The 13,438-nt window shown below is 74.1% G+C and carries 11 protein-coding genes and 1 pseudogene; 10 read left to right on the top strand and 2 right to left on the bottom strand.

Translation table 11 applies throughout. From position 1 onward, the window contains the following. The first annotated feature begins 83 nt into the window (after positions 1 to 83). Both PUR56_RS13590 and metG read left to right on the top strand, forming a co-directional pair. Positions 84 to 1,205 carry a damage-control phosphatase ARMT1 family protein gene (locus PUR56_RS13590; protein WP_329949091.1) on the top strand — a complete coding sequence of 374 codons (1,122 nt, stop codon included), beginning with the start codon at positions 84 to 86 and terminating at the stop codon, positions 1,203 to 1,205. 180 nt (positions 1,206 to 1,385) lie between these two features. Then, positions 1,386 to 3,116 (top strand): methionine--tRNA ligase, encoded by a 1,731-nt coding sequence (gene metG / locus PUR56_RS13585; protein WP_329949090.1) that lies wholly within the window; start codon positions 1,386 to 1,388, stop codon positions 3,114 to 3,116. Between the two features lie 189 nt (positions 3,117 to 3,305). Here metG and PUR56_RS13580 read toward each other — a convergent pair whose 3' ends face one another. Continuing rightward, positions 3,306 to 3,785 carry a MarR family winged helix-turn-helix transcriptional regulator gene (locus PUR56_RS13580; protein WP_329949089.1) on the bottom strand — a complete coding sequence of 160 codons (480 nt, stop codon included), beginning with the start codon at positions 3,783 to 3,785 and terminating at the stop codon, positions 3,306 to 3,308. A gap of 176 nt (positions 3,786 to 3,961) precedes the next feature. On the opposite strand from PUR56_RS13580, the gene PUR56_RS13575 reads away from it, so the two are divergent. The 8 genes from PUR56_RS13575 (at position 3,962) to PUR56_RS13540 (ending at position 12,952) form a co-directional block, all read left to right on the top strand. Then, positions 3,962 to 4,381, top strand: a complete 420-nt coding sequence (locus PUR56_RS13575; protein WP_329949088.1) for a DMT family transporter — start codon at positions 3,962 to 3,964, stop codon at positions 4,379 to 4,381. 80 nt (positions 4,382 to 4,461) lie between these two features. Next, the gene (locus PUR56_RS13570) at positions 4,462 to 4,782 is read left to right on the top strand and encodes a DMT family transporter (RefSeq protein ID WP_329949087.1); all 321 of its coding nucleotides are present in this window, start codon (positions 4,462 to 4,464) and stop codon (positions 4,780 to 4,782) included. A gap of 93 nt (positions 4,783 to 4,875) precedes the next feature. Continuing rightward, positions 4,876 to 5,199, top strand: a complete 324-nt coding sequence (locus PUR56_RS13565; RefSeq protein WP_329884622.1) for a DUF6087 family protein — start codon at positions 4,876 to 4,878, stop codon at positions 5,197 to 5,199. A 733-nt stretch (positions 5,200 to 5,932) separates the two neighbouring features. Then, entirely contained in the window at positions 5,933 to 7,294 is a 1,362-nt protein-coding gene (locus PUR56_RS13560) for a cytochrome P450 (RefSeq protein WP_329949086.1), read from the top strand. Next, positions 7,270 to 9,270, top strand: a complete 2,001-nt coding sequence (locus PUR56_RS13555) for an ATP-binding protein (protein WP_329949085.1) — start codon at positions 7,270 to 7,272, stop codon at positions 9,268 to 9,270. Before PUR56_RS13560 ends, PUR56_RS13555 begins: the two co-directional genes overlap by 25 nt. A 110-nt stretch (positions 9,271 to 9,380) precedes the next feature. Continuing rightward, the gene (locus PUR56_RS13550) at positions 9,381 to 10,988 is read left to right on the top strand and encodes an MFS transporter (RefSeq protein ID WP_329949084.1); all 1,608 of its coding nucleotides are present in this window, start codon (positions 9,381 to 9,383) and stop codon (positions 10,986 to 10,988) included. Beyond that, on the top strand, positions 10,985 to 12,349 hold the full coding sequence (locus PUR56_RS13545; protein WP_329949083.1) for a carotenoid oxygenase family protein: 1,365 nt from the start codon (positions 10,985 to 10,987) through the stop codon (positions 12,347 to 12,349). The genes PUR56_RS13550 and PUR56_RS13545 overlap by 4 nt, the downstream gene beginning before the upstream one ends. Positions 12,350 to 12,439: 90 nt before the next feature. Beyond that, a complete protein-coding gene (locus tag PUR56_RS13540) occupies positions 12,440 to 12,952 on the top strand; it encodes a nuclear transport factor 2 family protein (RefSeq protein ID WP_329949082.1) in 513 nt (170 codons plus the stop codon). A 90-nt stretch (positions 12,953 to 13,042) separates the two neighbouring features. On the opposite strand, the pseudogene PUR56_RS13535 reads toward PUR56_RS13540, so the two are convergent. Further along, positions 13,043 to 13,438: pseudogene (locus PUR56_RS13535) on the bottom strand (class I SAM-dependent methyltransferase); the annotation flags it as partial.

Here is a 13,438-nt window from a genome sequence, read left to right as displayed (position 1 = left end):
GCAGCGGTCGACCGCCACCCGGATCGGGCCCCGCACCGGGTGGCGCCGACGCCGGAGGGGCCGGGGCCGGTTAGGGTCGCGGCGTGGCTGAGGTGGCGGTGATTCGTAGCGACGTACCCGGGTCGTTCGCATGGGCGGTGTTCCACGAACGGCATCCGCGGCTGGTGAGCCAGGTGCTGGCGGCCCTGCCGTACGGGGCTCGGGAACGGGCGGCAGTGGAGCGGCTGCTGGTGGAGAGCACCACCGGGGTACTGGAGCCGCCGCCGGCGGACGCGCACGACCGCGCCGAGTGGCTGGCCTGGGGCGAGGGGCTCTGGGGGCGGCCGTGGGGCGAGGCACCGTTCCTGTGGGCGGAGAGCTACTTCTACCGGCGGCTGCTGGAGGCCACCGGCTACTTCGGGGACGGCGTCTGGCAGGGGATCGATCCCTTCGGACCGTTCAAGGCACCTGAGTTGGCGGACGCGGCGGTGGACGGGTTCGGCGACGGACCGCAGGAGCTGCTGGTGTCCTCCCTGTGGGGGAACCGGGCGGACCTGGGGTTCCGGATCACCGCCGGCGAAGGCCGGGACGCGGTACGGGACGCGCTGGTGGTGGACGACTCGGCGGCGTTCTGGGCCGGGCTGGAGAAGGGCCGGGGCGGGCGGGTCGCCGTGGTGGCGGACAACGCCGGACCCGAACTGCTGCCCGACCTCGCGCTGATCGACCACCTGCTGACGAGCGGACTCGCGGCCGGGGTCGCCCTGTACGTGAAGCCCCGGCCGTACTTCGTGTCGGACGCGACGATGGCCGACGTCCTCGCGGCGGTCGGCCGCCTGCACGGCACGGCGGCGGGCCGGCGGATCCGGCGGGCGATGGAGGACGGCACGCTGGCCGTCCGGACGCACCCGTTCTTCTGCGCGCCGCTGCCCTACGACGCGATGCCCGCCGACCTGCGGGCGGAGTTCGGCGGTGCGGCCCTCACCGTCCTCAAGGGTGACCTCAACTACCGCCGGCTGGTGGGCGACCGGCACTGGCCGCCGACGACACCGTTCGCCGACACGGTCGACCACTTCCCCTCGCCCGTCGCGGCGCTGCGCACGCTGAAGTCGGACGTGCTGGTGGGGGTGGACCCGGGAACGCTCGCGCGGCTGGACCGTTCCGGGACGGCGTGGCGGACGGACGGGCGGCACGCGCTGGTCCAGGTCCGGGGGGCGGGGCAGCGGTAAATACGAGCGAAGGACGACGGGGAGCTTCGCTAGGATTGGCCCGCCCACAGTGGAACTCGCTCTGTGCGGCAGCCCGGGAGCCCGCGTGCGTGCCGGCCTCCCGTCGCGGCCCCAGAACCCTGCGCCTGTCACGGCACTCCGGGGTAGGGGTCCGTGCGGGAGAAATCGGAGCATCCGAGGATGGCTCGGCACCTGATCACCAGCGCCCTTCCCTACATCAACGGGATCAAGCACCTGGGCAACATGGTCGGGTCCATGCTGCCGGCGGACGTCTACTCCCGGTACCTGCGGCAGCGCGGGCACGAGGTGCTGTACATCTGCGCGACGGACGAGCACGGCACGCCGGCCGAACTGGCCGCCCAGGAAGCCGGGCTGCCGGTGGCGGAGTTCTGCGCACGGGCGCACGACCGGCAGAAGGCGGTGTACGACGGCTTCCGGCTGTCGTTCGACCACTTCGGGCGCAGTTCCTCGGTGCAGAACCGGGAGATCACCCAGGAGATCGCCCGCGAGCTGCACGCCAACGGGTTCGTCGAGGAGCGGGCGATCCGTCAGGTGTACTCGGTCACCGACGGGCGCTTCCTGCCGGACCGGTACATCGTCGGGACCTGCCCGCACTGCGGCTACGACAAGGCGCGCGGCGACCAGTGCGAGAACTGCACGCGCGTCCTGGACCCGACGGACCTGCTGGAGCCCCGGTCGGCGATCAGCGGCAGCTCGGACCTGGAGGTGCGGGAGACCAAGCACCTGTTCCTGCTCCAGTCGAAGCTGACCGAGCAGGTGGAGCAGTGGGTCGACGAGCACGGTGGCCAGTGGCCGGTGCTCGCCTCGTCGATCGCCCGCAAGTGGCTGACCGAGGGCCTCCAGGACCGGGCGATCACCCGCGACCTGGAGTGGGGCGTCCCGGTGCCGGCCGACGTGTGGCCGGAGCTGGCGGCCGCCGGCAAGGTCTTCTACGTCTGGTTCGACGCGCCGATCGAGTACATCGGCGCCACCAAGGAGTGGTCGGACGCGGCCTCCGACGGCGAGACCCGGGACTGGAGGTCCTGGTGGTACGAGGCGGACGGCACCGTCCGGTACACCGAGTTCATGGCCAAGGACAACGTGCCGTTCCACACCGTGATGTTCCCGGCGACGATCATCGGCTCGCGCCGGCCGTGGAAGAAGGTCGACTACGTCAAGGCCTTCAACTGGCTGACGTACTACGGCGGGAAGTTCTCCACCAGCCAGAAGCGCGGCATCTTCACGGACGTCGCCCTGGAGCTGCTGCCGGCCGACTACTGGCGCTACTTCCTGATGGCGCACGCGCCCGAGTCGGACGACTCCAGCTTCACCTGGGACCTCTTCGCCTCGACCGTCAACAAGGACCTCGCCGACACTCTCGGCAACTTCGTCAACCGGGTGCTCTCGTTCAGCCGCAAGCGGTTCGGCGACGACGTGCCGGCCGGGCACGCGGCGGCGGAGCCGGAGGAGCGGCTGGGGGCGCAGATCGCCGAGCTGCTGGCCGACTACGAGGCGCAGCTGGAGGCCCTCAACTTCCGCAAGGCGACGCAGAGTCTGCGGGCGCTGTGGAGTGCCGGCAACGCGTACCTCGACGAGAAGGCCCCCTGGCTCCAGGTGAAGACCGACCCGGAGGCGGCGGCCCTCACGCTCCGGACGGCGATGAACCTGATCCACCTGTACGCGGTGGTCTCGGAGCCGTTCGTCCCGACGGCGGCGGAGGCCATGCGCGGGGCGTTCGCGCTGCCGGCCGACGCCCCCGCGCGGACCCGCGGCTGGGTGAGCGCGGAGGAGGCGCGGGCGCTGGACGCGGTGCCGGCCGGGACGCCGTTCACGGTGCCGCCGGTACTGTTCGCGAAGATCACGGACGAGGACCTGGCCGCCTGGGCCCAGCGCTTCGGCGGCGGCGAGTAGGCGGGGAGCGGGCGGGGAGCGGGCGGGGAGCGGGCGGGGAGCGGGCGGGAAGCAGGCGGGGCGCGGACCGAGCGCCACCGGGTGGCGGGCACCCGGACGACGCGGCCGCACGACTCCGTCCCGGACGGGGGCGGGCGGCCGCGCCGTCTCCCGGTGCGGTAGCGGCCCCGGCCCCGACTCCGGCCCCGCTCAGCCGAGGGAGGCGCGGGCGGCGGCGAGCAGCGGGACGAGGTCGGGGGTGGCGGTGGCGGCCTCGTCGAGGGCGGCGGTGAGGCTCTCCTCGTAGGTGGTGCGCGCCTCCCCGTGGCGGGCGCGGCCGGCCTCGGTGAGGACGGTGTAGACGCCGCGCCTGTCGTCGGGACAGAGGTCCCGGTACGTGAAGTCGGCGGCGTTGAGGCGGGCGACCAGGCGGGTGACGGAGCTCTGGTTGAGGCCGAGCCCGGTCGCGAGGTCCTGCATCCGCAGTTCGCTCTTCGGCGCCTCGGCGAGCAGGCCGAGGGCACGGTATTCCGAGAGGCCGAGTCCGTGTCGGCGCTGGAGGACGGTGGCGAGCCGGCCTTCGACCTGAGCGTGCAGGGCCGTCAGGCGGCCCCACATCCGGGTGTCGGCGGTCGGCCCGGCGGCGTCGGGGACCGCACCGGGGGCGGCTGGGCTGGGTCGGGTGGACATCGGGCGCTCCCTGGCCTTGCGGGTCTGGCGGGCGGGTCTGGCGGGCGGGTCTGGCGGGCGGGTCTGGCGGGCGGGGCGAAACGGGTTGACACGATGTTACTTGTACATGCATGCTCTTGCCCAGGTCGATGTACTTGCACATACATGCAACAACCAAGCCCCGAGAGGTCCTTCCCATGGCCTGGATCTACCTGCTCATCGCCTCGGTCTTCGAGGTGGTCTTCGCCCTCGCCACCAACGCCACCCACGGCTTCACCGTGCTGGGCCCGTCCCTGCTCACCGCGGGCGCCGCGGCCGGCGGGATCTTCTTCCTCAGCCTGGCCCTCAAGACCCTCGACGTCGGCGTCGGCTACACCGTGTGGACCGGAATCGGCTCGGTCGGCACCGTCCTCCTCGGCACCCTGATCTTCGACGAGGAGATGAACGCCGGAAAGGCCGTCGCCTTCGTGCTCATCATCGGCGGCGTCCTGGGCCTCAAGCTGGCCGACCGGCTCGGCCGGACGGCCACTGCCGCCGGAGCGGCGGGGCAGCAGGCCGGGCAGGCGGGGCAGCAGCCCGCCGCACCGGCCCCGGCGGCCACCGTCGCCACCGGCTGACCGCCCCGTCGGCACCCGCACCGCCCCCGCGCTCCGCGCCCCACACCCCGCACCGCCCCACGAGAGAGAGTTGCACCGTCATGGCCTGGGCCTTCCTCGCGATCGCCGTCGTCTTCGAGATCGTCTTCGCCCTCGGCACCAACGCCACCAAGGGCTTCACCGTGTTCTGGCCCTCCGTCCTCACCCTGACCGCCGCCGCGGGAGGGATCTACACGCTGAGCCTCGCCCTCCGCACCCTCGACGTCGGCGTCGGGTACACGATCTGGACGGGGCTGGGTTCGATCGGCACCGTCGTCCTCGGCGCGCTGATCTACAAGGAGCGGATCACACTGCCCAAACTGCTCTCCTTCGCCTCGATCATCGCGGGGGCGGTCACGCTGAAGCTGGCATCAGGAGTCTGATCCCCCAGGCGATTTCACCCGATCGTGGAATCGTCCGCCCGATCCGGATCGGGAAGACTGGCCGTCCCCGACCGATCCCCGAGGGAGGCGGCGATGGACGCCGAGGACGAGCCGCTGGCCGAGTGGTACGCGCGGCGGGCACGCCGCCGACGGGCCCCCGGGACGCGCGACGCGATCACGCTGGCACCCGGGCCCCGGCGCGGGGCGCACCTGTTCCGGGACGTACCGAGACTGGTCGTCGAGTGGGACGGCTTCGCCTGGCAGCCGGTCGCGGTGGCGGAGAGCTACGCCGAGGCGTACCCGCTGATCGTCCGGCCCGACGAGGCGGCCGGGCCGGCCACCGTCTTCCCTCAGGCGGACACCCCCGTACCGCTGCTGCGCAAGGGAACCGGGCGCCACCGGAAGCCGGACCGGTAGCGCCCGGCCCGCCGCGCGACCGGGCGCCGCCGGGCCGCACCGGGCCGCACCGGCCCGGCGCACGACCGGGGACCGGGCACATCGCCGCGATACGGACGCCGGGCGCCACGAGCCCCGAGACGGTACACCGACGATCCCGTCATCCTTCCAGGACGAACCGTCCGCTCCCCGGATCGGGCGCCGTCCGGCCGATCGGCCTTCGGGCTATAGTGCCCACGTCAATCTCAGGGTGGGTCGGCGTCGAGCCATCCTGACGGTGGATCCCATCGGCCGCCCCGATCCCGACGTAGGAACCGACCACGGTGCCCAGAGCGCGAGTTGTCTGCCCGGCCACGACCGAGGGACTGGATCCCTGTCGTCCGGGCACGGTGCGCGGAGCCGCGGGACACCGCCCCCGGCACGCACCGGCGGGCCGGGCGCGCCGCCTCTCCCCTGTCGACCGGGCTCCCCTTCCTCCCCCGGACCCCGGCCCCGGTCGCCGGAGAACCACGCGCGGTCTCCCGCCCGCCTGAAAGCCCCGGCGGGACCCTCACCGGCCGAACGCCGCCGACCGCCCCGGCCGGAATGCTCACCGCCGCCGAGCCGCTGTCGAGCCACCGCCGAGCCGCCGCCGTTCGAGCCCCCGTCACCCACGTCACCGTCACCCGAGCCGACGTCACCCGGCCCCCGTCACCCGAGCCCTGCCGCCCCGGCGCTCCCCGTGCACCCGCTTCCCGAGAGGACCGCCCCCGCCATGGTCGATCCCCGCTTCAGCATCCTGTCCGAGGAGTTCGCCGCCGCGCCCCACCGGCACTTCGCACGGCTGAGGGACCGGTCACCGGTGCACTACGAGCCGGCGGTCGACAGCTACTTCCTCTCCCGCCACCGGGACGTGAAGCGGGTACTGACCGACCATGAGGCGTTCACCACCGAGACGCTGCAGGTCCGCGCCGAGCCGGTGATGCGCGGTCCGGTGCTCGCCCAGATGACCGGGGCGGAACACACCGCCAAACGAAAGATCGTCGTCCGGGGCTTCACCGGACAGGCCCTGCAGGACCAGGTACGCACCATCCGCGCCAACGCCGCCGAGCTCGTCGCGCCCTTCCTCCCCCGGGGGCGGATGGACCTCGTCAACGACTTCGGCAAGCCCTTCGCCGTCCAGGTGACGCTGGAGATCCTCGGCCTGGACCGGAAGGACTGGCGAAAGGTCGCCGCCTGGCTCGGCGGGATAGGGGAGTTCGTCACCGCCATCACCCTCACCGACGAACGCCGCCGGCACTGCCTGGACCGCGCCCTGGAGCTGGAGGCCTACCTCGTCCCGGTCATCGAGCAGCGCCGCCGTCACCCCGGCGAGGACCTGATATCGACGCTCTGCACGGCCGAGTTCGACGGCATCACCATGAGCACCCGCGACGTCACCGCGTTGATCATCAACGTTCTGGTGGCCGCCGTCGAGCCCGCCGACAAGACCCTCGGCTACCTCTTCAAGCACCTGATCGACCATCCCGAGCAGATGGCGCAGGTCCGCCGGGACCCGGCCCTGCTGCCCGCCGCGATCGCCGAGACCCTGCGCTACACCCCGCCCGTCCAGCTCGTCCCCCGCCAGGCGGAGCGGGACGCCGTGTTCGCCGGCACCGTCGTCCCGGCGGGCGCCACCGTCTTCTGCCTGATCGGCGCGGCCAACCGCGACCCCGAGGCGTTCGACGCCCCGGACACCTTCGACCTCCACCGCCCGGACCTGGGCACCGCCCGCTCCTTCACCGCCGCCGCCCAGCACCTGGCCTTCGGCACCGGGCTCCACCAGTGCGTCGGCGCGGCCTTCGCCCGCGCCGAGATCGAGACCGTGGCCGCGCTGCTGCTCCCCCTGCTCGACCGGGTCCGCCACAGCCCCGGTTCCCGCTACCGGGAGACCGGCCTGTACACCCGCGGCCCCGCCGCCCTGTCCCTGGACTTCACCCCCGTGCACGAGGGCGCCGCCGTCCCCGGCCGAACGCCCCTCCCGCTCCCGGCTCCCCACCGGCCGGGGCCTTCCCGGACCACGACCACGAGGCCGTCCCGAACCACGACCACCACCCGCGGAGAGGAGCCGTCATGGCGTCCGTCGGAGAGCGACTGAGCAACGCACGCGTCCAGGCCTTCATCGGCCGGGACGAGGAACTCGGCCGCTTCGCCCAGGCCCTGGCCGGCGATTCGCCGGCGCCGTTCGCGTTCTACGTGTCCGGACCGGGCGGCATCGGCAAGTCGACACTGCTGCGGTGCATGGCCGACCGCGCCCGTGCGGCGGAGCGGCCGGTGCTGGAACTCGACGGCCGTTTCGTGAGCCGGGACCCGGACGACTTCCGGCGCGCCGCCGCTCCCCTCCTGGAGGTCCCCGGCACGGTCCTCGTCGTCGACTCCTTCGAGCACTGCCAGTGGCTGGAGAGCTGGCTCTGGCAGCGGTTCCTGCCCGGGGCCGCCGACGACACCCTGGTGGTCCTGGCGGGCCGCCTCGCACCGCAGCCCCAGTGGACCGCCGATCCCGCCTGGGCCGGACTCCTGCACGTCTGCGAACTGGAGCCGTTCACCGAGGAGCAGGCCCTCGGCCTGCTGACCGCGGCGCAGGTCATGCCCCAACTGCGGGAGCGGGTCCTCCGCTTCGCCGGAGGCAACCCACTGGCCCTGTCCCTCGCGGCTGCCGCGAGGGTCGCGGACTGGAGCCGGGAGGACGTCTGGGCGCCGTCGGCCGACGTCCTGCGCACCCTGCTGTCGGGCCTGATCGGCGAGGTGCCGACCGCGGCCCACCGCCGCGCGCTGGAGGTGGCGGCCCAGGCCTACTCGACCTCCGAGGAACTGCTCGCCGCCGTACTGCCCGACGAGGACGCCCACCCGCTCTTCACCTGGCTCAGGGACCTGCCCTTCATGGAGTCCACCCACCGAGGGCTCCACCCGCACGACGCCGCGCGCGAGACCCTCGCCGCCGACCTGCGCTGGCGCGCCCCCAACGCCTTCGTGGCGATGCGCCGGCGACTGGCCGAGGAGTACCTGCGCCTGCTGCGCGAGGCGCCCGAGGAACGGGTCTGGACCGTCACCGACGAACTCTTCCACCTCTTCCGGGAGGGGGAGATCGTGGCGCGGCTGCGCACCTGGTCCCGCGAGGACGAGGTGCACGACCGGCCCCTGCACCCGGACGACCTCGACGTCGTCCTGCGGATGGCCGAGCAGACCGAGGGCCCGGCCTCCGCCGAGCTGGTCCGCTACTGGGCGGAACGCCAACCGCAGTCCTTCAGCGTCTACCGCCTGGTGAGCACGGGCCGCGTCGTGGCGTTCACCGCCCGCCTCGCCCTGCCCGCCCCCGCCGACCCCGAGGACCTGGCCACCGACCCCGTCGTGGCGGCGGCCTGGGAGTACACCGACGCCACCGCGCCGGTGCGGCCCGGCGAGCACATCGGCATCAGCCGCTTCTCGGTCTACCCGGAGCGGTACCAGGTCCCCTCGCGCGTCATCGACCTGAGCAGCTCCCGCGCCCAGGCGGAGTCGGCCCGTGCCCGCGGCCGCGCCTACGGCTTCGCCGTCTGGCGGGACGCCGAGACCTGGGCCGCGCGCGTCAAGGGCAGCCTCGCCGACACCGGCGCCCGGCCGCGGGTCGGCGAGCACACCTACGGCCTGTTCGGCGTCGACTGGCGCCAGGTGCCCGTCGAGATCTGGCTCCGCCACCTCATATCGGCCACGGCCGTGCCCACCCGGGCCGGGCCGTCGGGCGTCTCGCGCAGCGTGTTCGACCAGGACGTGCGCGAGGCCCTGGCGCACTGGCGCGACACCGACGCCTTCGCCGCCTGCGCCCTGCTGCGCGCCCGCCTGGCGGCCGACTCCGCCGACCCCGTCGGGGAGCTGCGCGCCCTGCTGCGCCGGACGGTGGACGACCTCGCCGGTGACCCGCGCGGCGTGCGCGCCCGCGAGGCCCTGACGGCGGGGTACTTCTCCGGCGCACCCACCCAGGAGGCCGCCGCCCGGCGCCTGAGCCTCCCGTACGGCACCTACCGGCGCCACCTGCGCCAGGGCCTGGACCTGCTCTGCGACGCCCTGTGGCAGCAGGAGCTGCACGGCCCCCGCTGAGGACGCCCGCACCCCGCCCGGATCCGGTGGACAGGTGCGGACAGGAGTGGACAGTCCCCACGCCCGTCGGGCCTGGAAGGTGGACGGCGACCGGCCCGAGTCTGTGCGTCATGAACGTTGCACGCACGCAGACGGAGCCGGCGGCAGGCCGGTCCCCCCGGCCGGGAGCGGCGCTCGCGGCGCTCGCCGCGGCCCAGTTCACCGTCATGCTCGCCACCTCGATCGTGAACGTGGCGCTGCCGCAGATCCGCGCCGGGGTCGGCCTCTCGGACGGCGCGGTCACCTGGGTGGTCAACGCCTACGGTCTGGCGTTCGGGGCACTGCTGCTGGCGGGCGGCCGGGCGGCCGACCTGCTCGGCCGCCGCCGGGTCCTGCTCGCCGGGCTCGCGCTGTTCGCCGCGGCCTCGCTGGCGGCGGGACTGGCCGCCACCTCGGACGTGCTGATCGGCGCCCGCGCCGCCCAGGGCCTCGCCGCGGCGGCGATCGCCCCGGCCGCGCTCGCCCTGGCGATGGAGCAGTTCCCCTCCGGCCCCGGGCGCGGCCGGGTCCTGGGGGTGTGGGGCGCGGTCTCCGGCGCGGGCGGAGCGGGCGGCGTCCTGCTCGGGGGTGTGCTCACCCAGGCACGGGGCTGGCCCTGGATCTTCCACGCGGTCGCGCTCGGGTCGGCGCTGGTCCTGGCCGCCGTGGCGGCCCTCGTACCACCGGCGCCCCGGCAGGTGAGCGGACAGGTGAGCGGGTCGGGGCGGAAGGACGGGCGGAAGGAGGCGCGGTTCGACCTGCTGGGCACCGCCACCGTCACCCTCGCCCTGACCTGCCTGGTCTGGGGCCTGACCACCGCACGCGGCGCCGGCTGGAGCGACGGCCGGGTCGTCGGCGCCCTGGGCGCCGCCGCCGTCCTGCTCCCGGTCTTCGCCGTGATCGAGCTCCGCCGGCCGAACGCACTGCTACCGCCCCGGCTGCTCGTCACCGGCCGGGTGGCCACCGGCAACCTGCTGATGGCGCTGCTGGGCTCCGTGTGGATCGCCCTGTTCTTCTTCCTTCCGCTCTACCAGCAACAGGTCCTCGGATCGGGTCCGCTGGCCACCGGAGCCGGCCAACTCCCGCTCGCGGCAGCCAACATGCTCGGCGCCGCCCTGGCGCCGCGCGTCTCCCGGCGCCTCGGCGCGGCCACCACCGTGATCGCCGCCCTGCTCACCGAAGCCGCCGGCCTGCTGTGGCTGTCGCGGATCGACGCCGACGGCAGCTACCTCACCGACGTCCTCGGGCCGAGCATCCTGATCGGCCTGGGCCTGAGCACCGCCTTCGTCCAGCTCACCGCCCTCGCCGTGGACGGCGTCCCGCCCCGGGACGCCGGACTGGCCGGCGGACTGGTCAACACCACCCGCCAGGTCGGCGGCGCGATCGGCCTCGCCGTCCTGACCACGCTGGCCGGATCCGTGACCGCCCACGCGGCCACCCACCGGCCCCACCTGGAGGCCCTCACCGCCGGGTACCGGACCGCCTTCGCCGTCTCCGCCTCCGTCGCGGCGGCCACCGCACTCCTCACACTGCTCCTCACCCGGGCCGCCGGCCGAAGGGCCGTGACCGCCTCTCCCCTCCCGGCGCCCGACCCGCGAACCGCCCGATTCCCCCGGGACCCGCGCCCGCCCAGCCCAACCCCTCTCCCACACAACTCCCCTCACACGCAACGCACTTCACGGGAAGGACTCCTGCCATGAGCACAGCGAAGCCGTACCTGACCGGCCACTTCACCCCCGTCACCGACGAGGTCGCCGTCACCGGCCTCACCGTCGAGGGCACCTTGCCCACCGAGCTCACCGGCCGGCTCCTGCGCAACGGCCACAACCCCAAGCCCGGCGTCACCCCCACCCACTGGTTCAAGGGCAGCGGCATGGTCCACGGCATCAGGCTGCGCGAGGGCCGCGCCGAGTGGTACCGCAACCGCTGGGTCCGGACCCCCGCCCTGGACGGCGCGCCCTACATGACCGAACGCGGGCCCGACCTCACCGCCAGCGCCGCCGGCACCCACGTGATCGAGCACGCCGGACGGCTGCTCGCCCTCTGCGAGGCGAACCTGCCCTTCGAACTCACCCGGAAGCTCGACACCGTCGGCGCCTACGACTTCCGCGGCAAGCTGCGCACCGCGATGACCGCGCACCCCAAGGAGGACCCGGCGACGGGCGAGCTCCACTTCTTCGGGTCCTCGCCCCTCCCGCCGTTCCTGACGTACTACGTCGCCGACGCCAAGGGCGAGATCGTCCACAGCGCCGAGGTCCCCGGCGCGACCGGCGCGCTGAAGCACGACTTCGCCATCACCCGCCGGCACGTGGTCTTCGTCGAGGGCAACGTCACCTTCGACCCCACCGACCACTCCGGCATCCCCTACGGCTGGGACGACCAGCAGCCCGCCCGGATCGGCGTCATGCCGCGCGGAAACGACGGCGCCCGGCAGGTCCGCTGGTTCTCGGTCGAACCGGGCAACATGCTGCACGTCGCCAACGCCTACGAGGACGGCCGGGGCCGCATCGTCCTGGAGGGCCCCACCGTGGACCGGGACGGATTCCGGCTCTCCTGGAACTGGTGGACCGGCGCGCCCGGACGCGGCAGCGAGCCCGTCTCCCGTTCCTACACCCGCCGTTGGGTGATCGACCTGGCGGCCGGCAGCGTCGACGAGCGCATCGTCGACGACCTGCCGGTGGAGTTCCCGACCCTCAACGAGGCGTACCTGGGCGCCGAGAACCGCTACCAGTACGCCGTCGCCTTCCCCGACGAGAAGGGCTTCGGCGGCTACGGGGTGGTCAAGTACGACCGCGTCACCGGTGCCCGCCGCATCCGGCAGGTCGGCGACGCCCGGATGCCCGGCGAAGCCGTCTTCGTCCCCGCCGCCGGGGCGACCGGTGAGGACGACGGCTACCTGCTCACCGTGGTCTCCGATCTCAAGCAGGACGCCTCGCAGCTGCTGGTCCTCGACGCCGCCGGCCTCGAATGCATCGCCACCGTCCACCTGCCCCACCGGGTGAGCGCCGGACTCCACGGTTCCTGGATCCCCGACAGCGGCCCGGACGCCGACCGGGACTGACCCACGCGCCCCGGGCACCGCCGTGAACCGGCCTCGCCCGGCCCCTCACCCAGACCTCACCCGGCCCCCTCCGAAGAAGGACCCACCACGATGTCCCGTCTGCCCCGCGCCATGACCACCCTGATCGCCGCCGCGGCCCTGTCCGCCGCGCCCGCCACCACCGCCTTCGCCGCCCAGGACGCCCACGACGCCGGACGGCGACCGCCGAGGATCGTCGCCGACTGGGCCTGTGCCTGGAACGGCACCGACCCCCGGGCGCTCGGCGCCCTGTTCACCGCCGACGGCGTCTACACCGACCTCGGCGTGGGCGTCGCCTTCCACGGCCGCCGGGAGATCGCCGGGTGGAAGGCCCGCGCGGACAGCCTCATCGACAACGTCCACGTCACCGTGCGCGCCGCCCACCGCGACGGCGGGCGCATCACCGTCGAGGCCGTCTACGCCGGCCGTCTCAAGGGCGCGCCCAAGGCCTTCGCCGTGCCGATGACCACCCTGCTCGACGTCGACCGCCGCGGCCGGATCACCTCCGACCAGGACCACTACAGCCTCGCCGACGTCCTGACCCAGTCCGGCCTGCCCGCCGACTGGACCCCGCCGGGCCACTGACCGGCCGGCCACCGGCCGACCACCGGCCGACGGGCCGAAACGCCGACCGGCCCCGCTCCCTCGTTCGAAGGAGCGGGGCCGGTGTCACGGCTACCGGGGGCCGGTCGCGCGGGCGGTGTGGACGGTGACGGCGGTGAGGTAGAAGGCGTCCGGGCGGGTCAGGATGCCGGTGGGGGCCTCGGGGTCGAGCAGGGCGTCGAGGACCGCCCGGTCGTCGGCGTCCAGCTGCTCGGCCAGCTGGTCCCGGCGGCGGGCGAGACTGACGTGCAGGTACTCGCGGGCCGGCCCGTCCAGCGGGGCCGGACGGTCGGCCAGGAACGTCCGCGTCCCGCTCGGGACGAGGCCCGCCGCGGCCAGCATGGCCGGCCAGTCCTCCACCGTGGCGACCGAGCCGGGCAGTTCGGCCCGCATGCCGCTGAAGGTGTCCTCGTGGGCGGCGTCCAGCCGGGCCTGGAGGCCCGGGCGGCCGAGCCCGAGGTCGCGGGG

This window comes from Streptomyces sp. BE303 (genome assembly GCF_036290945.1).
GTDB lineage: Bacteria > Actinomycetota > Actinomycetes > Streptomycetales > Streptomycetaceae > Kitasatospora.
Note: the sequence above shows the minus strand (reverse complement) of the source record. Positions and strands in the feature narration are given on the sequence as shown.